The sequence below is a fragment of the Hydrogenophaga crocea genome, from assembly GCF_011388215.1.
Taxonomy (GTDB): Bacteria; Pseudomonadota; Gammaproteobacteria; order Burkholderiales; family Burkholderiaceae_C; genus Hydrogenophaga; species Hydrogenophaga crocea.
The window spans coordinates 1,649,772-1,674,031 of sequence record NZ_CP049989.1 but is presented as its reverse complement, the minus strand read 5'-3'; the positions used below and the strand labels follow the sequence as shown (position 1 = coordinate 1,674,031).

General features: G+C 70.7%; 18 protein-coding genes and 1 other RNA gene. 12 read left to right on the top strand and 7 right to left on the bottom strand.

From position 1 onward, the window contains the following. Positions 1-20 precede the first annotated feature (20 nt). Entirely contained in the window at positions 21-1,505 is a 1,485-nt protein-coding gene (locus G9Q37_RS07955) for a Ppx/GppA phosphatase family protein (RefSeq protein ID WP_166226680.1), read from the bottom strand. 188 nt (positions 1,506-1,693) lie between these two features. On the opposite strand from G9Q37_RS07955, the gene pstS reads away from it, so the two are divergent. The 7 genes from pstS (at position 1,694) to phoR (ending at position 8,382) form a co-directional block, all read left to right on the top strand. Then, positions 1,694-2,725 carry a phosphate ABC transporter substrate-binding protein PstS gene (gene pstS / locus G9Q37_RS07950; protein WP_166226679.1) on the top strand — a complete coding sequence of 344 codons (1,032 nt, stop codon included), beginning with the start codon at positions 1,694-1,696 and terminating at the stop codon, positions 2,723-2,725. A 148-nt stretch (positions 2,726-2,873) separates the two neighbouring features. Further along, on the top strand, positions 2,874-3,866 hold the full coding sequence (gene pstC, locus G9Q37_RS07945; RefSeq protein WP_166231086.1) for a phosphate ABC transporter permease subunit PstC: 993 nt from the start codon (positions 2,874-2,876) through the stop codon (positions 3,864-3,866). A 22-nt stretch (positions 3,867-3,888) separates the two neighbouring features. Beyond that, on the top strand, positions 3,889-4,743 hold the full coding sequence (gene pstA, locus G9Q37_RS07940) for a phosphate ABC transporter permease PstA (RefSeq protein ID WP_166226678.1): 855 nt from the start codon (positions 3,889-3,891) through the stop codon (positions 4,741-4,743). A gap of 39 nt (positions 4,744-4,782) precedes the next feature. Further along, complete coding sequence (gene pstB, locus G9Q37_RS07935; protein WP_240936569.1) at positions 4,783-5,604, top strand: phosphate ABC transporter ATP-binding protein PstB; 822 nt, start codon at positions 4,783-4,785, stop codon at positions 5,602-5,604. 26 nt (positions 5,605-5,630) lie between these two features. Continuing rightward, positions 5,631-6,332 (top strand): phosphate signaling complex protein PhoU, encoded by a 702-nt coding sequence (gene phoU / locus G9Q37_RS07930; RefSeq protein WP_166226677.1) that lies wholly within the window; start codon positions 5,631-5,633, stop codon positions 6,330-6,332. Continuing rightward, a complete protein-coding gene (phoB, locus tag G9Q37_RS07925) occupies positions 6,329-7,063 on the top strand; it encodes a phosphate regulon transcriptional regulator PhoB (RefSeq protein ID WP_166226676.1) in 735 nt (244 codons plus the stop codon). Before phoU ends, phoB begins: the two co-directional genes overlap by 4 nt. Continuing rightward, complete coding sequence (gene phoR / locus G9Q37_RS07920) at positions 7,060-8,382, top strand: phosphate regulon sensor histidine kinase PhoR (protein WP_166226675.1); 1,323 nt, start codon at positions 7,060-7,062, stop codon at positions 8,380-8,382. Before phoB ends, phoR begins: the two co-directional genes overlap by 4 nt. Before the next feature lie 10 nt (positions 8,383-8,392). Here the strand turns inward: phoR and G9Q37_RS07915 are convergent, their stop codons facing one another. The 4 genes from G9Q37_RS07915 to trxA all read right to left on the bottom strand — a co-directional run bounded on the left by G9Q37_RS07915 (position 8,393) and on the right by trxA (position 12,352). After that, positions 8,393-10,105 carry a hypothetical protein gene (locus G9Q37_RS07915; protein ID WP_166226674.1) on the bottom strand — a complete coding sequence of 571 codons (1,713 nt, stop codon included), beginning with the start codon at positions 10,103-10,105 and terminating at the stop codon, positions 8,393-8,395. 92 nt (positions 10,106-10,197) lie between these two features. Then, positions 10,198-10,452 carry a type B 50S ribosomal protein L31 gene (locus tag G9Q37_RS07910; protein WP_166226673.1) on the bottom strand — a complete coding sequence of 85 codons (255 nt, stop codon included), beginning with the start codon at positions 10,450-10,452 and terminating at the stop codon, positions 10,198-10,200. A 96-nt stretch (positions 10,453-10,548) separates the two neighbouring features. Next, positions 10,549-11,814, bottom strand: coding sequence for a transcription termination factor Rho (gene rho, locus G9Q37_RS07905; RefSeq protein ID WP_166226672.1), 1,266 nt, complete (start codon positions 11,812-11,814; stop codon positions 10,549-10,551). A gap of 205 nt (positions 11,815-12,019) precedes the next feature. Further along, positions 12,020-12,352 (bottom strand): thioredoxin TrxA, encoded by a 333-nt coding sequence (gene trxA / locus G9Q37_RS07900; RefSeq protein WP_166226671.1) that lies wholly within the window; start codon positions 12,350-12,352, stop codon positions 12,020-12,022. A 221-nt stretch (positions 12,353-12,573) separates the two neighbouring features. Here trxA and G9Q37_RS07895 point away from each other — a divergent pair, with 221 nt between their 5' ends. Genes G9Q37_RS07895 through G9Q37_RS07885 form a run of 3 tightly spaced genes read left to right on the top strand, consistent with a single transcriptional unit; the run spans position 12,574 to position 19,630 of the window. Next, positions 12,574-15,060 (top strand): PD-(D/E)XK nuclease family protein, encoded by a 2,487-nt coding sequence (locus tag G9Q37_RS07895; protein ID WP_240936567.1) that lies wholly within the window; start codon positions 12,574-12,576, stop codon positions 15,058-15,060. Continuing rightward, a complete protein-coding gene (locus G9Q37_RS07890; protein WP_166226669.1) occupies positions 15,057-18,347 on the top strand; it encodes a UvrD-helicase domain-containing protein in 3,291 nt (1,096 codons plus the stop codon). Before G9Q37_RS07895 ends, G9Q37_RS07890 begins: the two co-directional genes overlap by 4 nt. Next, a complete protein-coding gene (locus tag G9Q37_RS07885; RefSeq protein ID WP_166226668.1) occupies positions 18,344-19,630 on the top strand; it encodes a TIGR03862 family flavoprotein in 1,287 nt (428 codons plus the stop codon). Before G9Q37_RS07890 ends, G9Q37_RS07885 begins: the two co-directional genes overlap by 4 nt. Here the strand turns inward: G9Q37_RS07885 and G9Q37_RS07880 are convergent. Both G9Q37_RS07880 and ffs read right to left on the bottom strand, forming a co-directional pair. Beyond that, positions 19,623-21,659, bottom strand: a complete 2,037-nt coding sequence (locus G9Q37_RS07880) for a fused MFS/spermidine synthase (protein ID WP_166226667.1) — start codon at positions 21,657-21,659, stop codon at positions 19,623-19,625. The genes G9Q37_RS07885 and G9Q37_RS07880 overlap by 8 nt on opposite strands. A gap of 134 nt (positions 21,660-21,793) precedes the next feature. Further along, positions 21,794-21,890: signal recognition particle sRNA small type (ffs, locus tag G9Q37_RS07875), an RNA gene on the bottom strand. A gap of 69 nt (positions 21,891-21,959) precedes the next feature. Between ffs and dnaX the strand changes: the two genes are divergently transcribed. Both dnaX and G9Q37_RS07865 read left to right on the top strand, forming a co-directional pair. Beyond that, positions 21,960-23,900, top strand: coding sequence for a DNA polymerase III subunit gamma/tau (gene dnaX / locus G9Q37_RS07870; RefSeq protein ID WP_166226666.1), 1,941 nt, complete (start codon positions 21,960-21,962; stop codon positions 23,898-23,900). Positions 23,901-23,922: 22 nt separating this feature from the next. Continuing rightward, on the top strand, positions 23,923-24,255 hold the full coding sequence (locus G9Q37_RS07865; RefSeq protein ID WP_166226665.1) for a YbaB/EbfC family nucleoid-associated protein: 333 nt from the start codon (positions 23,923-23,925) through the stop codon (positions 24,253-24,255). Positions 24,256-24,260 lie beyond the last annotated feature (5 nt).

Below are 24,260 nucleotides of genomic sequence, written 5' to 3'. Positions count from 1 at the left end.
AAACCGACCCGGCGGACGGCTCAGCGGATGTCGGCGCTGAACTTCCAGGTGGTTTTCTGCCAGGCCAGCACCTCTTCACCGAGCAGCCAGGCCGACTGCGGGTAGCGCTTGGCCCAGCCCGGCGGCGTGCTCAGGCGGAACGCGCCGGCCTTGTAGCCCAGGCGCATGTCCAGGTGCTCGGGCATCTGGCGCGCATGGCACAGCAGCACCGCCAGCCGCAGGCAGAGCAGCTGCTTGGCGAACAGCTCGTCCTGCAGCGGCTCCTCGAGCTTGCGCAGCTTGCCGCGCTGGCCCAGCACCAGCTGGCTCATGCGGTGCAGCTCGCGCAGAGAAAAGCCCGGTGCGTCCACGTGGTCGAGGATGTAGGCGCCGTGGTGGTGGCTGCGCTCGTGCGAAATGTGGGTGCCGATCTCGTGCAGCTGCGCCGCCCAGGCCAGCTTCTGCGAGTAGCGGCCGTCGCGCTCGTCGGGCGCGGCGATCTGCGAGAAGAGCGCGTTGGCCACCTCGCCCACGCGCCGCGCCTGGCCCTCGTCGGCGGAGAAGCGCTGGGCGAGCCAGCGCACCGTGCGCTCGCGCACGTCGCCGCCGTCGCTCTCGCGGTCGATCAGGTCGTAGAGCGCGCCATGGCGCAGCGCGCCCTGGGCCGGCATCATCTGATCGATGCCGAAGAGGTCGAAGATGGCGCGCAGCACCGACAGGCCGCCCGCAAGCACCGGGCGGCGGTCGTCCTTGAGACCGTCCAGGCGCAGGTTGTCCACCTGGCCGGCCTTGAGCAGGCGGTCGGTGAGCCAGTCGAGCCCGGGCCGCGTCACCAGGCCCATGGCCCAGCCATTGCTGCCCAGCATGTCGGCGATGGCGCCCACGGTACCCGAGGAGCCGTAAGCCACCTGCCACTGGGTGGGCGGGAAGCGGTCCAGTGCCTCGTCGAGCACGGCCTTGGCGGCGACCTCGGCGGTCTTGAGCGCCGCGCTCGTGAACTGCCCGCGCGGGAAGTAGCGCGTCGACCAGGCCACGCTGCCCAGCCGGTACGACTCCAGCGTTTCGGCCGTGTAGCCCACGCCCAGGATCATCTCGGTCGAGCGCCCGCCGATGTCGACCACCAGGCGGCGTTCGTCGGAGTGCGGCAGCAGCCGCGACACGCCCTGGTAGATCAGGCGGGCCTCTTCGTGGCCCGAGACCACCTCGATGGGAAAGCCCAGCACCTCCTGGGCGCGGCGCAGGAACTCGTCGCGGTTGCGCGCCTCGCGCAGCGTCTGCGTGGCCACGGCGCGCACCTGGTGCTTCTTGAAGCCATGCAGGCGCTCGGCAAAGCGCGCCAGGCATTCCCAGCCGCGCTGCATGGCAGCCATGCTGAGGTTTTTCTCGGCATCCAGGCCATTGCCCTGGCGCACGGTTTCCTTGAGGTATTCGACGCGTTCGATATGGCCCGAGTGGTAGCGGCCGATCTCCAGACGAAAGCTGTTGGAGCCAAGGTCGATGGCGGCGAGAAGGGTTCCGTTTTGCATGGAGAAATGGCGGCCGTGGTGCGGAGGGCTGGCCGCGGGCCGCGATTGTGACGCATGCCCCTGACACGGCCGGTACAGGGCGGCGCCCGGGCGGCGGTTTTTGTGACAAGCGATCGGTGTCATTTGGTTGTCACACAGCCTGCCTAGAGTCCCGCCTGTCCCCTTCACATGCACATCCGAGGACCCGCATGAACAGCAAACGCACCCTTCTGAAGGCCCTGGCCGCCGCCGCGATGGCCACCGTCGCCCTGGGCTCGGCCCACGCTGCCGACATCACCGGCGCCGGCGCGACCTTCCCGTTCCCGATCTATGCCAAGTGGGCCGAGATGTACAAGGCCCAGACCGGCACGGGTCTGAACTACCAGTCGATCGGTTCGTCGGGCGGCCTGCGCCAGATCCGCGCCAAGACCGTGGCCTTCGGCGCTTCCGACGCGCCCGTGAGCGGCGCCGACCTCGACAAGGACGGCATGGTGCAGTTCCCCGCCATCATCGGCGGCACGGTGCCCGTGTTCAACCTCGAAGGCTTCGCGCCCGGCTCGGTGCGCATCAGCGGCCCGGTGCTGGCCGAGATGTTCCTGGGCAAGATCACCGCCTGGAACGATCCCAAGATCGCCGCGCTCAACCCCGGCAAGACCTTCCCCAACACCCCCGTCACCGTGGTGCACCGCGCCGACGGTTCGGGCACGACCTTCAACTTCACCGACTACCTGAGCACGGTCAGCAAAGACTGGGCCGACACGGTGGGCAAGGGCGCCGCCGTGAAGTGGCCCGCATCCACCTCGGTGGGCGGCCGTGGCAACGAAGGCGTGGCCGCCAACGTGAGCCGCACCCGCGGCGCCATCGGCTACGTGGAATACGCCTACGCCAAGAAGAACAACATCCCGCACATGGCCCTGCAGAACGCCGATGGCCAGTTCGTGCAGCCCGACGACAAGACCTTCGCCGCCGCCGCGGCCGGTGTGGACTGGTTCAGCGTGCCCGGCATGGGCGTGTCCATGGTGAACGCCAAGGGCAAGGACAGCTGGCCCATCAGCACCGCCTCGTTCATCCTCATGTACAAGGAGCCGGCCGACAAGGCGCAGTCGGCCGAGGTGCTCAAGTTCTTCGACTGGGCGTTCAAGAACGGCAAGGCCGCCGCGGTCGAGCTCGACTACGTGCCCATGCCCGACGCCGTGACCGAGCAGATCCGCAGCAAGGTCTGGTCGCAGGTCAAGCGCTGATGCCCGGGCCTCGCGCCTGAGCACGACCCACCGGTGGGCGGCTGGCCGGCCGGTGGGTTTTTTGCAGATCCGTGTCTGTCATACAGTCTGTCAATCAAGACCCGAGGAGGGTCCCATGAACACCACAACCAGCAGCGCAGACGCCAGCATGCCCAAGCCATCCCGTTCCAGCGCCACACGCGAACAACGCAGCGAGGCGTCCATGCTCGCCGTGGCCCGACGCCAGCAATGGCAGGACGCCGTCTTCCACCGCCTCACCCAGGCCTTCTCGCTGCTGGTGCTCGTGGCGCTGGTCGGCATCATCGTTTCGCTGTTCCTCAACGCCTGGCCCACCTTCAAGACCTTCGGACTCCAATTCCTCTGGACGGTCGAGTGGGACATCGTCAATGAACAATACGGGGCCGCGATCGCCATCGTCGGCACCCTGATCAGCGCGGGCATCGCCATGCTCATCGGCGTGCCGCTGGCCTTCGGCATCGCGCTGTTCCTCACCGAAACCTGCCCGGTGTGGCTGCGCCGCCCGCTGGGCACGGCCATCGAGCTGCTCGCGGCCGTGCCGTCCATCATCTACGGCATGTTCGGCCTGTTCGTGTTCGCGCCCGTGTTCGCCGACTACGTGCAGGTGCCGGTGCGCGAACTGATGATGGGCATGCCCCTGATCGGCTGGCTCTTCGGCGGCGCGCCCAACGGCCTGGGCATCCTGGCCGCGGGCATCATCCTCGCGTTCATGGTGCTGCCCTTCATTGCGGCGGTGATGCGCGACGTGTTCGAGATCACGCCGCCGATCCTGCGCGAATCGGCTTACGGCCTGGGCTGCACGACCTGGGAGGTGGTGTCCAAGGTGGTGCTGCCGTACACGCAGAAGGGCGTGATCGGCGGGATCATGCTGGGCCTGGGCCGCGCGCTCGGCGAGACCATGGCGGTCACCTTCGTGATCGGCAACGCCAACCGCATGCCGGGCTCGCTGTTCTCCCCGGGCACCTCGATCGCCTCGGTGCTGGCCAACGAGTTCGGCGAAGCCGAAGGCCTGCACTTCAACACCCTGTTCGCCCTGGCCTTCGTGCTGTTCTGCATCACCTTCGTGGTGCTGGCGCTGGCCAAGTGGATGATCCTGCGCACCGAAAAGGCCAAGGGCGCCTGAGCACGCAAGAGCGAGACCCACCATGCAAATCAATCAAGCGCTCTACAAACGCCGCCAGACCACGAACTTCGTCGGCCTCACCCTGTCCATGGGGGCCATGGCCCTGGGCCTGGTGGTGCTGCTGTGGATCCTGTGGGTGCTGTTTTCCAATGGCATCGCGGGCCTGGATGCCAACGTCTTCACCGCCGACACGCCCGCACCGGGCTCCGAAGGTGGCGGCCTGCGCAATGCGCTGCTGGGCAGCCTGATGATCGTCGGCCTGTCGGTGCTGGTGTCCACGCCGTTGGGCATCCTCGCGGGCATCTACCTCACCGAATACGGCGACAACAGCAAGGTGGCCGAGTTCACCCGCTTCGTCACCGACATCATGCTGTCGGCCCCGTCCATCGTGCTGGGCCTGTTCGTGTACGCCATCGCGGTCGCCACCACGGGCCACTTCTCGGGCTACGCGGGCAGCCTCGCGCTCGCGCTGATTGCCATCCCGGTGGTGGTGCGCACCACCGAGAACATGCTGCGCCTGGTGCCGGGCAGCCTGCGCGAAGCGGCCTTTGCGCTCGGTGCGCCGCGCTGGAAGGTCTCGCTCATGGTCACGCTGCGCGCGGCCAAGAGCGGCGTGATCACCGGCCTGCTGCTGGCCGTGGCGCGCATCAGCGGCGAGACCGCGCCGCTGCTGTTCACCGCGCTCAACAACCAGTTCTTCAGCACCGACATGGGCCGTCCCATGGCCAACCTGCCCGTGGTGATCTTCCAGTTCGCCATGAGCCCCTACGACAACTGGATCCGCCTGGCCTGGGCCGGCGCCCTGATCATCACGCTCACCGTGCTCGTCCTGAACATCCTGGCGCGCGTGTTCTTCCGCGACAAGGTCAAGGCCTGAGGCCCACGCCGCACCGCCACGCATCCAAGGAAAACCACCATGTCCGACACCGCATTCGCCATCCGCCCCGAGAACTTCGCCGAAAAGCCGGCGCAGCAGGGCGAGTCCCGCAACGCGCTCGAGGTGCGCAACCTCAACTTCTTCTACGGCAAGTTCCAGGGCCTCAAGAACGTCACGCTGGACATCCAGGAGAAGCGCGTCACCGCCTTCATCGGCCCCTCGGGCTGCGGCAAGTCCACGCTGCTGCGCACGCTCAACCGCATGTACAGCCTCTACCCGGGCCAGCGCGCCGAGGGCGAGATCAACTTCTACGGCGAGAACATCCTCGACCCCAAGCAGGACCTGAACCTGCTGCGTGCGCGCATCGGCATGGTGTTCCAGAAGCCCACGCCGTTCCCGATGTCGATCTACGACAACATCGCCTTCGGCGTGCGCCTGTACGAGAACCTCTCGCGCAGCGACATGGACGACCGCGTGGAATGGGCGCTGACCAAGGCCGCGCTCTGGAAGGAAGTGAAAGACAAGCTCAACCAGAGCGGGCTTTCGCTCTCCGGCGGCCAGCAGCAGCGCCTGTGCATCGCGCGCAGCGTGGCCGTGAAGCCTTCTGTGCTGCTGCTCGACGAGCCCACCTCGGCGCTCGACCCGATCTCCACCGGCAAGGTCGAAGAACTCGTGCACGAGCTCAAGAGCGACTACACCATCGCCATCGTCACGCACAACATGCAGCAGGCCGCGCGCTGCAGCGACTACACCGCCTACATGTACCTGGGCGAGCTGATCGAGTTCGGCGCCACCGAGCAGATCTTCTTCAAGCCGACCAAAACCGCCACCGAGGACTACATCACCGGCCGCTTCGGCTGATACCCGGCCCCAAGGGAGACACCCCCATGAGCGACAAACACCTCTCCAGCCAGTTCGACGCCGAACTCAACTCCATCTCCACCCATGTGCTCGAAATGGGCGGCCTGGTCGAATCGCAGCTGCACCAGGCGATCTACGCCCTGGTCAACATGAGCTTGGAATCGGCCGACCAGGTGCTCGAGAACGAGACCCGCATCAACCAGATGGAAGTGACGATCGACCACGAGATCATCTCCACCATCGGCCGCCGCCAGCCCACCGCGCGCGACCTGCGCTTCCTGATGGCGATCTCGCGCACCACGCAGAACCTCGAGCGCGCGGGCGACGAGGTGGCGCGCATCGCGCGCATGGTCAAGTCCATCATCGAGAGCGGCACGCCGCGCAACCTGCCGATCTCCGAGCTCCGCCTGGCGGCCGACCTGGCCACCGCGCTGCTGCGCCGCTCGCTCGACTCGTTCGCGCGGCTGGACACGCAGATGGCCGTGTCCATCATCAAGGCCGACGACGACATCGACCGCGAGTACAACGGTTTCCTGCGCAAGCTCATCACCTACATGATGGAAGACGCGCGCACCATCTCGCCGAGCCTGGACCTGCTGTTCCTCGCGAAGTCCATCGAACGCGTGGGCGACCACGCCAAGAACATCGCCGAACAGATCATCTTCATCGTCAAGGGCGAAGACGTCCGTCACTCGCCCGTGGACAAAGTGGAATCGATCGCAGGATGAGAAAGCTGCCCCGCGTCCTCGTGGTGGAGGACGAGCCCTCCATCGCCGAACTGATTGCCGTCAACCTCCGGCACAACGGCTTCGCGCCCACCGTCGTCTTCGACGGCGTGGCCGCGCAGCGCGAGGTCGATGCCGTGCTGCCCGACGTCATCCTGCTCGACTGGATGCTGCCCGGCGAGAGCGGGGCGGTGCTGGCCAAGCAGTGGCGCAAGAACGATCGCACCAAGACCGTCCCCATCCTCATGCTCACGGCGCGCAGCGACGAGAGCGACAAGGTGCAGGGCCTGGACGCCGGCGCTGACGACTACATCACCAAACCGTTCTCGACCCAGGAGCTGCTCGCGCGCATCCGCGCCGTGCTGCGCCGCCGCGCGCCCGAGATCGTGAACGACTCGGTGCAGGTGGGCGAGCTCGCGCTCGACGCCGCCACCTACCGCGTGAGCTTTCGCGGCCGCGAACTCAAGGTGGGCCCCACCGAGTTCAAGCTGCTGCACTACCTCATGAAGCACGCCGAACGTGTGCACACGCGTGGTACGCTGCTCGACAAGGTCTGGGGAGACCATGTGTTCATCGAGGAGCGCACCGTGGACGTTCATGTCAAACGCTTGAGGGAGTCGCTGGGTGACGCGGCCGGCATGATCGAGACCGTGCGGGGCGCGGGTTACCGCCTCACCGCCATGGCCAGCACCTCGGGGCGCAATCCGCACAACACGCCGATGTCGGCGACATGAGCCGTCGTGTTCTCGAATTGATGCTCCTGGTCGCACTGGGGGCATCGGTGGGCTGGGCCGCCAACGAGGCGGCCCTGACGTTTGGGGGTGCGCTCGTCGGTGCCGGGCTCTGGGCCCTGCGCGACACCATCCAGTCGGTGCGCGTGCTGCGCTGGTTCAACAAGGCCGATCCCTCGCGCATGCCCGCGTATGGCGGCTTCTGGGGCGAACTGCTCGACCGCGCGCGCAAGCTCGCCAAGAAGCTCGAGAAGAAGGCGCAGAACAGCGACGCGCGGCTCGAGGACTTCCTTGCGGCCATTCAGGCTTCGCCCAATGGCGTGGTGCTGCTCGACGCGTCGGGCCGCATCGAGTGGTGCAACCTCACGGCGGCCAACCAGCTCGGCTTCGACCCGCAGCGCGATCTCGGCCAGTACGTGCGCAACATGGTGCGGCATCCGGCCTTCAACGCCTACCTCAACGCGGGCGACTTCGGCCACGAGATCACCATCGACGGCGTCGGGCCTCGCCCCTCGCAACCCACCAAGATCTCGCTGCAGCTGCACCCCTACGGCAAGAAGCGCAAGCTCATGCTCACGCGCGACGTGACCGCGGTGCAGCTCGCCGAAACCATGCGGCGCGATTTCGTCGCCAACGTCTCGCACGAGATCCGCACGCCGCTCACCGTGCTCAGCGGCTTCGTGGAAACCATGCAAAGCCTGGAGCTCAGCCCCGAGGAGCGCCACCAGTACCTGGGCCTCATGAGCCAGCAGGCCCACCGCATGCAGACGCTGGTCAACGACCTGCTTACCCTCTCGCGCCTCGAAGGCAGCCCGGCGCCGGGGCAGGGCGAGTGGGTGTCGACCCAGGAACTGCTCGACCACGTGGTGCAGGAGGGCCGCGGGCTCACCCAGGCCATTTCGGCCGCGGCGCCGCACCGCATCGAGCCGCTGGACAGCCCGCCGTTCTGGATCTCGGGCGCCAAGTCCGAGCTCATCAGCGCCATGTCCAACCTCATGAGCAATGCCGTGCGCTACACGCCGGGTGGCGGTCTCATCGAGCCGGGTTGGCGGCTGCGCGACGACGGCTGCGCCGAGTTTTTCGTGCGCGACCAAGGCCCGGGCATCGCGGCCGAGCACCTGCCACGCCTGACCGAGCGCTTCTACCGCGTGGACCGCAGCCGCTCGCGCGAGACCGGCGGCACCGGCCTGGGGCTGGCGATCGTGAAACACGTGGCCCAGCGCCACGGCGGCCGGCTCGAGGTCAGCAGCGAGCTGGGCCGCGGCTCGAGCTTCAACCTCGTGCTGCCGCCCACGCGCGTGCGCGAAGCCGAACCCGGCTGAACATTCAGCCTCAGCCGCCTACGCGCTGGTAGTACAGCAGGCTTTCCTTGTTGTCCGTGAGGCGGCGCACGGTGGCCTTGAAGGCCCACTGCGTGAGGTCGACGCGCTCGGCCAGCGTGGCCTGCGTGTCGGGCGACACCACCATGCCCTGGCAGCGCGCGTCCGACCCGCCCGTGGTACGCACGAGCTCGAGCTTGCCGTGGTAGCGCAGCGCCGAGATCTGCGCCTGCGTGAGTCCGTCGACCAGCACGCAACTGCCGGGCGGCACCAGCGTGGCGATGCGGCGCGAAATCGGGCCGTAGCTGCGGCCGAAATCGAGCAGCGGCAGCCACAGCGTCATGAGCAGCAGCCAGCACAGCGTGGCGCCCGCGGCGGGCAGCACCAGGCTTTTCCAGAGCGCTTCGCGGTGCCGGCCCACCCGCCAGCCCACCAGCCAGAGCCAGGCGCCGGTGGCCAGCGCACTGGCCAGGAACAGGCCGAACGAGAACTCGGGCACGAAGCCCGGGGCCAGGCGGGCCACGTTGGCCGCGGGCTTGGCGGGCACGCCGGTCATCATGGCGAACCAGATCACCCAGATCACGAGGGCGCAGAACGAGAAGAACAGCAGCGTGAACCAGTCGATCAGGGCCGATACGCTGCGCCGCAGCGTGGGCAGCGCGAAGGCGGCCAGCGCGGCCAGCGCCGGCAGGGCCAGCAGCAGGGTGCGGTCGCGGTCGTCGGACACCGCCGAGAAGCCCACCACCACCAGCACCGCCCACAGCGGCAGCGCCACATGCGCCTGCACCCATTGGCGGCGCCAGCGCCACAGCGTCCACAGCGCCAGCGGCCATGCGGGCCAGGTGAACCAGACCAGCAGCCGGCCCCAGCTCTCCCAATAGGGCGCCCTCAGGGTGGCCTGCACATCGGGCCAGTTCCAGGCGTCCAGCCACTGGCTCGCCATCGCCATGCCCAGCCAAGCGGCGGCGGCCAGGCCCAGCACAGGGAAATAGGCTTTGTCGCGCGAAGCGTCGGCATCGGTGTGCAGCAGCCGCCAGGCCAGCACCGCGAGCCAGCCCGCGCCCAGCAGCGCCGCGAGGCCGGCCGCGCCACTGAGCGCCAGGCCGAACACCCCCGCGAACCACCAGGGCAGGGCGCGCCAGGGCTGGGACGCGCCAGGGTGTGAAAGCCGGGCCGCGCCCAGCAGGCTCATGGCCGTGCAGGCCAGGCGCGCGAGGTCGGGCGAGGTCTCGTGCGAGAGCTGCGCCAGGCCCAGGCAGGCCACGAGCGCGAGCAGCGCGGCGTCGGCCAGGGCGCGCGCGTAATCGGCGGGTTGGGCCTCACCGCCGAAGGCGAAGGCCACGGGCAGCGCCGCGGGCTGGCGCGCCAGCTGGTAGCTCGCGTACCAGGTGGCCGCGAGCGTGAGCGACAGCAGCACGCCGAACGGGATGCGGGCCGCGAAATCGGGAGACAGGAAAGGCAATGCGCGGATGAACACCGCGCCCAGCCAGTAGGGCAGCGGGCCGGCTTCTTCCACCGGCAGGCCCAGCACCGTGGGCTGCCACCATGACGCCTGCCCCGCGGCCAGCTCCAGCATGGCGCCCAGGGCACCCACATCGTCCACCTTCCAGGGTTCGCGGCCGAGAAAACCGGGCAGCACATAGGCCACACAGAACAGGATCAGGGCCGGGCGCGGCAGGCGGCGCACGGCCGACTGGCTCACGATGGCGGGCGTCGGTCGGTTCACGGCTGGGGACTATACAAGCGGGCTGCGCGCCAGCAGAGGGGCGAAAAAAAAGCAGCCGGGATTCGGCTGCTTTTCTGGGGCCAGGCGCCGGCTTATTTGGCGGTCTTGGCGTAGCGGTTGCGGAATTTCTCGACGCGGCCGCCCATGTTGTCCACGCTCTTTTGCGTGCCGGTGTAGAAGGGGTGCGATTCGCTCGAGGTATCGAGCTTGAACAGCGGCAGTTCGCGGCCGTCGTCCATCTTGATGGTTTCCTTGGTGTTCGCGCACGAACGGGTGACGAACTTGAAGTTGTTCGACAGGTCGAGGAAACAGACGTCGCGGTAGTTGGGGTGGATGCCTTCTTTCATGGCGATTCCTTGTGGTCGGGTGCGACAGCCGCGCCGGAACCCTTCCGACGTACTTGCCGCCAAGCAAAGTCGACGATTATAGCCCAGGCAGGTAGATCAACCGCCGCGCCTCATCATGTCGAAGAACTCCGAGTTGTTCTTCGTGGCCTTCATGCTCTTGAGCACCATCTCCATGGACTCGATCTCGTCCATGTTGTACATGAACTGGCGCAGGATCCGGGTCTTCTGCAGGATCTCGGGCTGCAGCAGCAGCTCTTCACGGCGCGTGCCGCTGCGGTTGAGCTGGATGGAGGGGAAGACGCGTTTTTCGTAGAGGCGGCGGTCGAGGTGGATCTCGCAGTTGCCGGTGCCCTTGAACTCTTCGAAGATCACCTCGTCCATGCGCGAGCCCGTGTCGACCAGCGCGGTGGCGATGATGGTGAGCGAACCGCCTTCTTCAACCTTGCGCGCGGCGCCGAAGAAGCGCTTGGGGCGCTGCAGCGCGTTGGCGTCGACGCCGCCGGTGAGCACCTTGCCCGATGAGGGCAGCACGTTGTTGTAGGCGCGGGCCAGGCGGGTGATGGAGTCGAGCATGATCACCACGTCCTTCTTGAGCTCGACCAGGCGCTTGGCGCGCTCGATCACCATCTCGGCCACATGCACGTGGCGCGCGGCGGGCTCGTCGAAGGTGGAGGCGATGACCTCGCCGCGCACGGTGCGCTGCATCTCGGTCACTTCCTCGGGGCGCTCGTCCACCAGCAGCACCATCAGCTCCACGTCGGGGTGGTTGGCCGTGATGGCGTGGCAGATGTGCTGCATCATCACCGTCTTGCCGCTCTTGGGCGGGGCCACGATCAGCGCGCGCTGGCCGCGGCCGATGGGCGCAATGATGTCGATGATGCGGCCGGTGATGTTCTCATCGCCCTTTAGGTTGTCGCGTTCGAGGCGCATCTGTTCCTTGGGGAACAGCGGCGTCAGGTTCTCGAACATGATCTTGTGCTTGTTGTCCTCGGGGGGCAGGCCGTTGATCTTGTCGAGCTTGTTGAGTGCGAAGTAGCGCTCGCCGTCCTTGGGAATGCGCACCTCGCCCTCGATCATGTCGCCGGTGTGCAGGTTGAAGCGGCGGATCTGGCTGGGCGAGATGTAGATGTCGTCGGTGCTCGCCGTGTAGCTGGTGTCGGGCGCGCGCAGGAACCCGAAGCCATCGGGCAGCACTTCGAGCACGCCATCGGCGTAGATCTGTTCGCCGGTCTTCGCGCGCTTCTTGATGATGGCGAACATCAGCTCCTGCTTGCGCATGCGGCCGGTGTTCTCGATCTCGAGCGCTTCGGCCTGCTTGACCACTTCGGATACGTGCAGGGCCTTGAGTTCGTTGAGGTGCATGGACGTCACTCCAGCGTGGAGGCGGTAGGGATATGCGGGGGGGTGTGCGCTGAGGTCCGGATGTCGGACGTTGCGCGAGGAGAGCATCGGCGCCGGTGAGGCCGATGTGCGGCGGATTATGACAGGAAACGCAGTGCCCACCGCCTGTCATCGGGCCCGCACGCGGCCCGCGGGCCCGGGGCGTGCCCGGGCCGCTGGATCTTTCTCAGGCGAGCTGCTGATCGATGAAGGCCGTGAGCTGCGCCTTGCTCAGCGCGCCGACCTTGGTGGCGGCGAGCTGGCCGTCCTTGAACAGCATCAGCGTGGGGATGCCGCGGATGCCGAACTTGGCGGGCACGTCGCGGTTGTCGTCGACGTTGAGTTTGGCGATCTGCAGCTTGCCGTTGTACGAGCCGGCCACCTCGTCGAGGATGGGCGCGATCATCTTGCACGGACCGCACCACTCGGCCCAGAAGTCCACCAGCACGGGGGCCTTGCTGTCCAGCACGTCGGCCTGGAAGGTCGCGTCGGAAACGTGTTTGATGAGATCGCTGGCCATGGTCGTCCTCGGATTCGATAGGCGGGGGAGGTTACAGTTTCATCGCTCGGGGTGGACGGCACGACGTTGTCGCTGCGCCCCCAGGCCCCTCACGCGAGCGGCCGCATTGTGACAGAAACCCCCTATCGATGACGCCCGCGCCCGCGAGACCTCACAGCGAGTCGGCCCTTGCCGCAGACGGCCTGCAGCGCCGCGCCAGATGCGGTTCGTGGCCCGCGGCCATGGCCGCGATCGATGCCTTGCTGGCGGCGCGCCGCTGGCCGGCCTCGCGCGTCGTGGTGTTGCTGCCGCACCCGCGGCTGGCTGCGCAGGCGCGCCAGGCCTGGTCGGCCACTCACGCGCATGGCCTCGTGCCGCGCTTTGCCACGCCGCGCCAGTGGGCCGAAACCCTCATGCCCTGGAGCGGCAGCCCCGAAGACCTTAGCCGCGATCCCGCGCGCGATGCGCTGGTCGCCGAAGGCTGGCTCGACCGCGTGCTCGGCGCGGGCACCGAGCCCGGCCTGCGCCGCGAACTCGTGGCACGCCTGGTCGACACCGCGGGCCAGCTCGCCCCGCTGGCCGCGGCCCGGCCGCCGGCCGAGCGCCAGGCCTGGGCCGACGCCGCGCGCGAGGCCCTGGGCCTGCCGGGCGTGGGCCATGCGCGCTGGGAAAGCCTGGTCTCGCACGTGGCGCTGGCCTGGGTCGGCGCCTGCGGCTTCGACACCGACGTGCTCTGGTCGCCCCTGGCCCAGGCCGACGCCGATGCCCTGGTGCTGCTGCCTGGCCACCAGAGCGATCCCCTGGCCGAAGCCCTGTGCCGCGCACGCGGCGAGCAGGGCGTGGTGCTCGACTGGGGTCCGGCCGAGGCCCCGGCCCCGAACGCACGCGTGCTGCGCTGCGCCGACTTCGAGCACGAGGCCCTGAGCGCCGCGGCCTGCGTGCTCGAACACCTCAATGCGGGCCGCGCCCCGGTGGCGCTGATCGCCAACGACCGCCTGCTCACGCGCCGCGTGAGCGCCTTGCTGCACGAAGCCGGCGTGCGGCTGCGCGACGAGGCGGGCTGGAAGCTCTCGACCACGCAGGCCGGCGCCGGTCTGATGGCGCTGCTGCGCGCCGCCGCGCCACGCGCCAGCACCGACGACGTGCTCGACTGGCTCAAGCTCGCACCGGCCTTCGACGCCGGCGCGGTGCGCGCGCTCGAACGCGAGCTGCGCCGCCTGGGCATCGCGCTGTGGTCGGCCGTGCCCGAGGCGCTGCGGCCCGAGGGCGTGGACGCGCTGCTCAAAGGCCTGCAGGCCCCGCGCCCGTTGGTGCAATGGCTGCGCGACACCGACGCCGCGCTTGCGCTGAGTGGCCAGCGTGCCGCCTTGCAGGCCGATGCCGCGGGCGCACAACTGCTGCGCGTGCTGCGCCTGGGCGACGCGGCCCACGAGTTCGAGGGCCTGGGCGAAGCGGCTGCGGCCGGTGGCGACACGCCGCGCCGCCCGCGCTGGCGGCCGGCGCGCTTCAACGCCTGGGTGCGCGAGGTGCTCGAAGGCGCGGGTTTCCAGCCGGCGGTGCAAGGCGAAGCCCAGGTCGTGGTGCTGCCCCTGGCCCATCGCCTGGGGCGTGCGTTCGCGGCCGTGGTGGCGCCGGGCTGCGACGAGCGCCACCTGCCCGCAAGCCCCGACCCCGTGGGCACCTGGACCCGCGAGCAGCGCGAGGCCCTGGGCCTGCCCGATCGCGAAGCCCTGCGCGCCGCCGCCGATTCGGCCTGGGCCAGCCTGCTCGATGGCACGCCGCTCGACGTGCTCTGGCGCCAGCACGACAACGGCGACCCGCTGCTGCCCAGCCCCTGGGCCGAGCAGTTGCCGATCGCGCCCGCCGACGCGGCCCTGCCGCCGCGCGAGCTGGCCCCGGCCGGCACCGCGGCACCCCGTCCCCGCGCGCCCACGCTGGTGCCCGAGCGCGTGTCGGCCAGCGCCTACGAAGACCTGCGGCGCTGCCCCTACCGCTTTTTTGCCCTGCGCCAGTTGCGCCTGGCCGAGGCCGACGAGCTCGACACCGAAGCCGACGCGCGCGACCTGGGCAACTGGCTGCACGACGTGCTGCACGCCTTCCACGCCGAGCGGCGCGAGGCGCGCCCCGGCGAGGCCGCCGACCGCGAGGCGCTCGACCGCCTGGCCGAATCGGTGGCCCACAGCCAGGGCCTCACGCTCGAGCACGGCGCAAGCGGCTTTCTGCCGTACCGCGCCCAGTGGCCCGCGTTGCGCGAGGGCTACCTGCGCTGGCTGTACGCACACGAGGCCCAGGGCCACCGCTTCGTCGAGGCCGAGGCCGCGCACGAGGCCCGCGTCGGCCGCTGGCGGCTGTACGGCCGGCTCGACCGCATCGACCACGCCGCCGACGGCACGCCGGTGCTGATCGACTACAAGACCGAGAGCCGCCAGCGCACCGAGGCGCGCATCCGCGTGCCCTTCGAAGACACCCAGCTCGCGTTCTACGCCGCGCTGATCGACGCCCCCGTGCTGCGCGCCGGCTACCTCAGCCTCACCGATGCGCGCAACGGCGAGCCGGCGCTGCTGCTCGAACCCGACGACCTCGCCGCCGCGCGCGACGCGCTCTTGCAAGGCCTGGCCAGCGACCTCGACCGCATCGCCGCCGGTGCGCCGCTGCCCGCGCTCGGCGAGGGCGCGGCCTGCGAGCACTGCGGTGCGCGCGGCCTGTGCCGCAAGGATTTCCTGGCATGAGCTCAAGCCCCCGTGCGCTCGCCTACCGCATCGACGGCCGCGAGGTGCCGCCCGAGGCTTTCTATGCACGCGCCTGCGACCCCGCGCGCAGCGTGGCCGTCGAGGCCTGCGCGGGTGCGGGCAAGACCTGGATGCTGGTCTCGCGCATCCTGCGCGCGTTGCTCGCGGGCGCCGAGCCGCAGGACATCCTCGCGATCACCTTCACCAAGAAGGCCGCGGGCGAAATGCGCGAACGCCTGCAGCAGGAACTCGCCGCCTGGGCCAGGCTCGACGACGCCGCGCTGCACGCGGCCCTGTGCCAGCGCGGCCTGGGTGAGGCCGAGGCGCGCTCGCTGCTGCCCGCCGCGCGCGGTCTGCAGGCCCGCGTGCGCGCGCACGGCCGCCCGGTGCAGCTGCGCACCTTTCACGGCTGGTTCGCTGCGCTGCTGCGCGCCGCGCCGCTGTCGCTGCTGCAGTCGCTGGGCCTGCCGCCGTCCTACGAACTGCAGGAGGACGACGCGCCGCTGATCCAGCGCAGCTGGCCCGGCTTTTTCGCCGCTGTCGCGCAGGACGCCGCGCTGCAGGCCGACTTCTTCGCCAGCGTGGCCGACATCGGCCGCCATGCGACGCTGCAGGCCCTCAAGACCGCGGCCCACAAGCGGGTGGAATTTGCGCTGGCCGATGCCGCGGGCGTGGTCGACGGCAGCGTCGAGCCCTTCGCCGCGCGCCACCCGCAGTGGGCCGGCCTCGAGCGGCCAGCGCTGTCGCTGCTCACGCCGGCCGCGCGCGAGCGCTGGCACGGCTGGGCGCGCGCGCTCGGGGCCGAGAGCGCCGCCACCCCGCGCAAGGCCGCCGACGCCGTGGTCGACGCCTTCCTGCTGCCCGACGAGCCCGCGCAGGCCGCGGCCCGGCTCGCGCGCCTGCGCAAGGCCTTCCTCGTGAAGGACGAAGACCGCCTCACGCGCCACCTGCAGAAGTTCGCCGCCGCCGAAGCGGCCGAGGCCGAGCTGCAGGCGCTGTGCGCCGCCGAACGCCAGCACGCGGCCTGGCTGCATCACCAGCGCATGGCCAGGCTCACGCGCGTGCTGCTGCACAGCCTAGCTGCGCTCAAGCGCGAGCGCGGCTGGGTCGACATGAACGACGTCGAGGGCGCGGCACGCCGCCTGCTCGGCGACGCCGAGCTCTCGGGCTGGCTGCAGCAGCGGCTCGACGCCCGCGTGCGCCACCTGCTGATCGACGAGTTCCAGGACACCAACCCCTTGCAGTGGCAGGCGCTCTACGGCTGGCTCTCGGCCTATGCCGGCGCGGGCGTGGGCGAGGCGCCCAGCGTGTTCCTGGTGGGCGACCCCAAACAATCCATCTACCGCTTCCGCCGCGCCGAGCCGCAGGTGTTCCGCGCGGCCCAGGCCTTCGTGGTGCAGGGCCTGGGCGGCGCGCTGCTGGCCTGCGACCACACGCGCCGCTGCGCCGTGGCCGTGGTCGACGCGGTCAACGAGGTGATGCAGCGCGCCGTGGCCGACGGCGAATACGGCGAGGCCGCGGGCGCGGCCTTCCGGCCCCACACCACCGGCAGCGGCACCGCGGGCAGCGTGCTCGCGCTGCCCGCCGTGCCGCGCAGCGCGCGCGTGCGCGCCGAGGCCGACACCGGCGCCTGGCGCGACAGCCTGCTCGTGCCGCGCCACCCGCCCGAGGACGCCATGAGCGCGCTCGAAGCGCGCCAGGCCGCCGACTGGATCGCGGCGCAGATCGCCGCCGGCGAACTGCGCGCCGAGCAGGTGATGGTGCTGGCCCGCAAGCGCGAGCGCCTGGGCTGGATGCACGAGGCCCTGCGCGAGCGCGGCATCGCGAGCGACGAGCCCGAGAAAACCGACCTCGCCGATGCCGCGGCCGTGCAGGACCTGATCGCGCTGGTCGACGCGCTGGTCTCGCCCGGCCACGACCTGAGCCTGGCGCGCGCGCTGCGCTCGCCCATCGGCGGCTGGACCGACGACGACCTGGTGCGCCTGGCCGAGCAGGTGCAGGCCGACGGCAGCGGCGCCGGCTGGTGGCCCGTGCTGCAAGCCCAGGCCACGCGCGCCGACGCGCCCGCGCACTGGCGCGAGACCGCACAACGCTGGGCCGGCTGGCAGCAGGTGCTGCGGGCGCTGCCGCCGCACGACGCGCTCACGCGCATCGTGCGCGAAGGCGACCTGATGGCGCGCTACGTGCAGGCCGCGCCCGCGCCGCAGCGCGCCGCGGTGCTGGCGCAGCTGCAGGCGCTGCTGGCGCTGTCGCTGCAGCACGAGGGCGGCCGGTTCCTCACCGCCTACCGCCTGGTGCGCGCGGTGAAGGCGGGCGGCCTCACGCTCGCGCCGGTGGCGGTGCCGGGCGCCGTGCGCCTGCTCACCATCCACGGCGCCAAGGGGCTCGAAGCCCACACCGTGCTGCTGCTCGACACCCAGGCCCCGCCCTCGCGGCCCGAGAGCCAGGGCGTGCTGATCGACTGGCCCGGCGAGGCCGCGCAGCCGCGGCGCTTCGTGTTCCTGCTGAGCGAGAAGCTCGCGCCGCGGTGCGCGCAAGACCTGCTCGACACCGAACGCCGCGCGCGCTCGCTCGAAGAACTCAACACCCTGTACGTGGCCATGACGCGCGCCGCCACGCGCCTGGTGATCTCGGCCTTCGAGCCGCACCAGAGCGCCACCCAGCCCAGCTGGTGGCAGCGCCTGGCGCCGCTCGCGCAGGCGCTCGACCCCCCCGCGCCCGCGGCCGCGCGCCAGGACGGGCCCGCTGAGCCCTGGCGCCTGGACAGCCTGCCCGCGCTCTCGGCCACGCCCGAACCGCTGGCCGACGGCAGCGCCGCCGACGACCCGAACGCGCGCTGGGGCGAAGCCGTGCACCGCCTGCTGCAGTGGCACCCCACGCCCGCGGCGGGCTTCGACTGGACCGCCGCGCACCAGCGCGCGGTCGAACGCGACTTCGAGCTCGACGCCCGCCGCGCTGCCGAAGCGCTGGCCGCGGCGCGCCGCATCGTGCAGGGCGCGGCCGCCTGGGTCTGGGACCCGCAGGCCATCGACCACTGGAGCAACGAGGTCGACCTCGTGCACGAGGGCCGCGCGCTGCGCCTGGACCGCCTGGTGCGCGAACGTGCCAGCGGCGCCTGGTGGGTGATCGACTTCAAGAGCGCCGACAACCCGCACCGGGTGCCCGAGTACCAGCAGCAGCTGCGCGACTACCGCGCCGCCCTGCAGGCCGCCCGCCCGGGCGAGCCGGTGCGGCTGGCCTTCATCACGGCCCAGGGCCGCTTCATCGAACTGGACGCTCCCGCATGAATGACAACACGGTCGCCATCGTCGGCGGCGGGCCCGCGGGCCTCATGGCCGCCGAGGTGCTGTCGCGCGCCGGCACCGCCGTCGACCTGTACGACGCCATGCCCTCGGTGGGCCGCAAGTTCCTGCTCGCCGGCAAGGGCGGACTCAACCTCACGCACGCCGAGCCCTTCGAGGCCTTCGTGACGCGCTTCGGCGCGCGCGCCGCGACCTTGCGCCCGCTGCTCGAAGCCTTCGGCCCGGCGCAGCTGCGCGACTGGTGCGAGGGCCTGGGCATCGCCACCTTCGTGGGCAGCTCGCGCCGCGTCTTTCCCACCGACATGAAGGCCGCGCCGCTGCTGCGCGCCTGGCTGCAGCGGCTGCGCCATCCCGCGCCGGGCGGCGTGCCGGTGCGTTTTCACATGCGCCACCGCTGGCTGGGCCTCTCGCCCGACGGCGCCCTGCGCTTCGCCACGCCCGAGGGCGAGCGTGTCGTGCAGGCCCGCGCCGTGCTGCTCGCGCTCGGCGGCGCGAGCTGGCCGCGCCTGGGCTCCGACGGCGCGTGGCAACCCTGGCTGCGCGCCCTCGGGGTGGACGTGGCCGCGCTGGCGCCCGCCAACTGCGGCTTCGACGTGGCCGCGGCCGGCGTGCACGGCGGCGGCGAAGGCTGGAGCGCGCTGTTTCGCGAGCGCTGGGCCGGCCAGCCCTTCAAGACCGTGGCGCTCAGCACCGAAGACCTCGCGGGCCGGCACCACACGCTGCGCGGCGAGTTCGTGGCCACGGCCACGGGCATCGAGGGCAGCCTGGTGTATGCGCTGTCGTCGGTGCTGCGCGATCGCATCGCGCGCGACGGCAGCGCCACGCTCACGCTCGACCTGCTGCCCGACCGCGACGCCGCGCGCGTGCTCGCCGACGTCGCCCACCCGCGCGGCTCGCGCAGCCTCTCGAGCCACCTCAAGGGCCGGCTCGGGCTCGACGGCATCAAGCTCGCGCTGCTGCACGAATGCCTGGACCGCGAGGCCATGCACAGCCCGCCGCGCCTGGCCCAGGCCATCAAGGCGCTGCCCCTCACGCTGCTGCGGCCGCGGCCGGTGGCCGAGGCCATCAGCAGCGCGGGCGGCGTGCGCTTCGAGTCGCTCGACGAGGGCCTGATGGTGCGTGCGCGCCCGGGCCTGTTCGTGGCCGGCGAGATGCTCGACTGGGAAGCCCCCACCGGCGGCTACCTGCTCACCGCGACCATGGCCAGCGGCGCCTGGGCCGGGCAGGGCGTGCAGCGCTGGCTGCAGGCGTCCGGGCGCGCTACTTGAGGATCGCGAACAGGTTGTTGAAGTCGTCGGTCCAGGGCGCCAGGCCCGGGATCGGCACCACCGGCCGCGCGCGCTGCGCGATGCCCGCGTGCGCCAGCGCCTCGGGCTCGCGCGCCACCAGCACCCAGTCGGTGTTGCGCAGCAAGGGGTTGTCGTTCTCGTCGCGGATGTGCGCCACCTGCAGGCCCTGCGCCTGCGCGATCGCGGCCACCACCGGCGGCAGGTTGAGGAAGCGGTTGGTCACGTGGAAGGCCACGATGCCGCCGGGCCGCAGGTGGCTCAGGTACACCTGCATCGCCTCCATGGTGATCAGGTGCACCGGCACCGAGTCGCCCGAGAAGGCGTCCACCGCGAGCACGTCGTAGCCCTGCGGCCCCTCGCGCTCCATGGACAGGCGCGCATCGCCCAGCACCATCTCCACCTGCGCGGCGCTGTCAGCCACGAAGCTGAACTCGCTGCGGGCGATGTCGATCACCTCGGGGTTGATCTCGTACATGCGGTGCACGTCGCCGGGCCGGCCATAGGCGGCCAGCGTGCCCGCGCCCAAGCCGATCACGCCCACGCGTTGCCCGGGCCGGCGCGTGGCCTCGATCGCCAGCCCGACGCCCGCGCTGCGGCCGTAGTAGGCCGTGGGCTCGCGCCGGCGCTCGGGCGAGAGGTACTGCTCGCCGTGCTGGATCGAGCCGTGGTAGAGCAGGCGCACCGTGTCCTTGAGCGTCTCGTCGGGCACGTCGACGGTGTAGAGCGTGCCGTAGAAGTTGCGCTGCAGCCGCCGCGTGGACGAGAGATCGTCGCGCACCTGCTGCGCCAGGAACACGCCGCAGAACACCACCAGCGCGAGCGCGGTGGCGCTCAGCGCGCGCTGGCGGCGCAGCACCACGGCCGCGAGCAGGGCGGTGAGCGCGAAGCCCAGGCCCAGCTCGTAGTAGGCCGGGAACACGCGCGGCGCCATCAGGCCCACGAGCGAGCCGCCCAGCGCCCCGCCCACCGAGAGCATCAGGTAGAAGCGCGTGAGGTGGCGCGTGTGCGGCCGCAGCCTCGCCATCTCGCCGTGCAGGAACATGCACAGCACGAACAGGCCCAGCGCGTACAGCGGCACCGCCACCTTCACCTCGAAGCCGATGCTGCCCTCGTGCAGGCCGTAGGCGCACAGCGCGAGCAGCGCGCCGCCCGCGGGCACGAACAGGCCGCGCCGGTACCAGCGGTCGCTCTCGAAGCACAGCACGAAGGTCAGCAGGTACAGCGTGAGCGGCAGCACCCACAGGAACGGGATCGCCGCCACGTTCTGCGTGATGTGGTTGGTGATGGCCACGAGCAGCCACGAGGCCATGGCCGCGAGCGAGAGCCAGAGCAGGGCGTCGCGCCAGCCCGGGCGCGGGCCGGCGTCGGACCCGTCGGCGGCGGCCTCGGTCTGCGCCGAAGGCCCGTGCGCGTGCCGCACGAAGTACACGCCCGAGGCCAGGCACAGCCCCGCGAAGCCCAGGTACAGCGCCGACCATCCCAGGGCCTGGGCGCGCAGCGTGGCCACCGGCTCGATCAGGAAGGGGTAGCTGATCAGCGCCACCAGCGAGGCCATGTTGGACAGCGAGAACAGCCTGTACACCTGCTGGCCCACGCGGGCCCGCGCCACCCACGACTGCACCAGCGGCCCGGTGGTGGACAGCATGAAGTAGGGCAGGCCCACCGTGGCCAGCAGCAGGCCGATGATCAGCAGCGAAGGGTCTTGCGCGTCCTGCGGCTTCCAGGCCGAACTCGCCACGATGGGCAGGAACCACAGGCTGGCCAGCAGCAGCGTGGCGTGCAGCGCGAGCTGGCGGCGCGGCGCGAGCCGGCTCGCCACCAGATCGGCATAGGCATAGCCCGCGAGCAGCGTGGTCTGGAAGAACACCATGCAGATCGCCCACACCGCCGCGGTGCCGCCGAACCAGGGCAGGATCTGCTTGGCGATCAGGGGCTGGACCAGGAAGAGCGAAAACGCGCTGGCAAAAATGGCGCCGGCAAAAAGCCACTGGATCGCGGGGTTGCGCATGGGCGGGCTCGGTGGTGGTTCCGGCCCGCGATGCTATCGGCGCCCCAGGGGCGATTGGCTGACGTTTACCCGAGGGTGGGGCGTGTGCGCCCAACAAAAAAGCCGCAGGGCCTGCCTGCGGCTTGGGGTGTGGGGGTGACGAGCCTTGACCCCGGCACTGGCTCCACGGTTAGGGCTGCTTGGTTCCCCACCTGACCCGGTTGGCCGCTTCCCCATGCGGGAAGGCCCGTCAGGCGCGATTGTAGGCGACGGGCAAGGCCACCCCAGGGACGCGGGTACCCCCACGCATAGAATCGCCCGATGTCCTACGTCGTCCTGGCCCGCAAATACCGACCGCGCAACTTCCGCGAAATGGTCGGCCAGGGGCACGTGGTTCAGGCCCTGTCCAACGCGCTGCAAAGCCAGCGCCTGCACCACGCCTACCTGTTCACCGGCACGCGCGGCGTGGGCAAGACCACGGTCTCGCGCATCCTGGCCAAGTCGCTCAACTGCGTGGGTGTCGACGGGCAGGGCGGCATCACGGCCGAGCCCTGCGGCGTCTGCCAGGCCTGCACCGACATCGACAGCGGCCGCTTCGTCGACTACACCGAGCTCGACGCCGCGTCCAACCGCGGCGTGGACGAGGTGCAGTCGCTGCTCGAGCAGGCGGTCTACAAGCCGGTGCAGGGGCGCTTCAAGGTCTTCATGATCGACGAGGTCCACATGCTCACCAACACCGCGTTCAACGCGATGTTGAAGACGCTGGAGGAGCCGCCCGAATACCTCAAGTTCGTGCTCGCCACGACCGACCCGCAGAAGGTGCCGGTGACCGTGCTGTCGCGCTGCCTGCAGTTCAACCTGCGGCCCATGGCGCCCGAGACCGTGGCCGAGCACCTGCAGCAGGTGCTGCAGGCCGAACAGGTGGCCAGCGAGCCGGGCGCGCTGCGGCTGCTGGCGCGCGCCGCGCGCGGATCCATGCGCGACGCGCTCTCGCTCACCGATCAGGCGATCGCCTTCGGCGGCGGGCAGTTGCTCGAAGCCCCGGTGCGCCAGATGCTGGGCGCGGTCGACCGCGGGCATGCGTTGCGCCTGATCGCCGCGCTGGCCGGCGGCGACGGCGCGGCCGTGGTGCAGACCGTCGAGGCGCTGCGCGCCAACGGCCTGAACGCCGCGTCCACGCTCGAAGAAATGACCGGCGTGCTGCAACGCATGGCGGTGCACCAGATGGCGCCCCAGGCCCTGGCCGCGAGCACCGACCCCGACGAGGCCGAGATCGCCCAACTCGCCCAGGCCCTGCCGGCCGACGAGACCCAGCTGCTCTACAGCCTGTGCCTGCACGGCCGCGCCGAACTCGGCCTTGCACCCGACGAATACGCCGGCCTCACCATGGTCTTGCTGCGCCTGCTGGCCTTCAAGCCCTCTGGCGCGGCAGAAAAAAAAACTTCGCTGAGTCCCGCTGAGCCGCGGCCGGCGGCGGCGGCAAGCCCCGCGGCGCCCGCGGCCCGCCCCACCGCCACGCCCGTTGCGGCACCGACCGCACCGACCACACCGCCGGTGGCAGCGCCCGTTCTCGCCGCGCCTGTTGCGCCGACCCCGGCCGCGGTGCCCACCGCGCCCCAGCGCCCCACGGCGCCGTCGCCCACGCCCGCGCCCGCCCCGGTGGCGCGCCCCGCGCCCGCCGCCGACGAACCCCCGCTCGACGACGCCCCCTGGCCCGAGCCCGACGACGACACCCCGCCCTGGGACGCGCTGCCGCCCGCCGCGCCCGCCGCCCGGCCGGTGGCGGCCGCGGCCCCGGTGGTGCGCGTGCCCGTGCGCGACCCCGGCGCGCCGGGCCGGCTCGACCAGCCGCGCCCCAGCGCCCCGCTGCAGCCCACGCCCGAGGGCGAGTTCTGGGCTGGCGTCGTCCGTCAGCTCATCGACGCCGGCGCCATCGCCGCGCTGGTGCGCGAACTCGCGCTGCAGTCGCAACTGCTCTCGCACGACGGCCCGCGCTGGGTGCTGCGCATCGAGCGCGAATCGCTCAACCAGGGCAACAACCGCGAACGCCTGGCGGCGGCGCTGCAGTCGATCGGGCATGCGGTCGAGCTCGTGGTGGAGCCGGGCGTGGTGGTCGACTCGCCCGCGCGCCGCAACGCCGCCGAGGCCGAGCGCCGCCAGCGCGAGGCCGAGCAGCAGATCCTCGCCGACCCCTTCGTGCAGACGATGATGCGCGACTTCGGCGGCACAATCGTGCCCGGCACGCTCAAGCCGGTTTCCTGATCCCCCTCCCAGAAAGCACCCCATGTTCAACAAAGGACAACTCGCCGGCCTCATGAAGCAGGCCCAGGCCATGCAGGACAACCTCAAGAAGGCGCAGGAAGAGCTCGCGCACATCGAGGTCACCGGCGAGTCCGGCGCGGGCCTCGTGAAGGTCGTCATGACCTGCAAGCACGACGTCAAGCGCGTCACCATCGACCCCAGCCTGCTCGCCGACGACAAGGACATGCTCGAAGACCTCGTGGCCGCCGCCTTCAACGCCGCGGTGCGCAAGGCCGAAGAGACCTCGAACGAAAAAATGGGCAAGCTCACCGCGGGCATGCCGGGCCTGCCCGGTGGCATGAAGTTCCCGTTCTGAGCCGC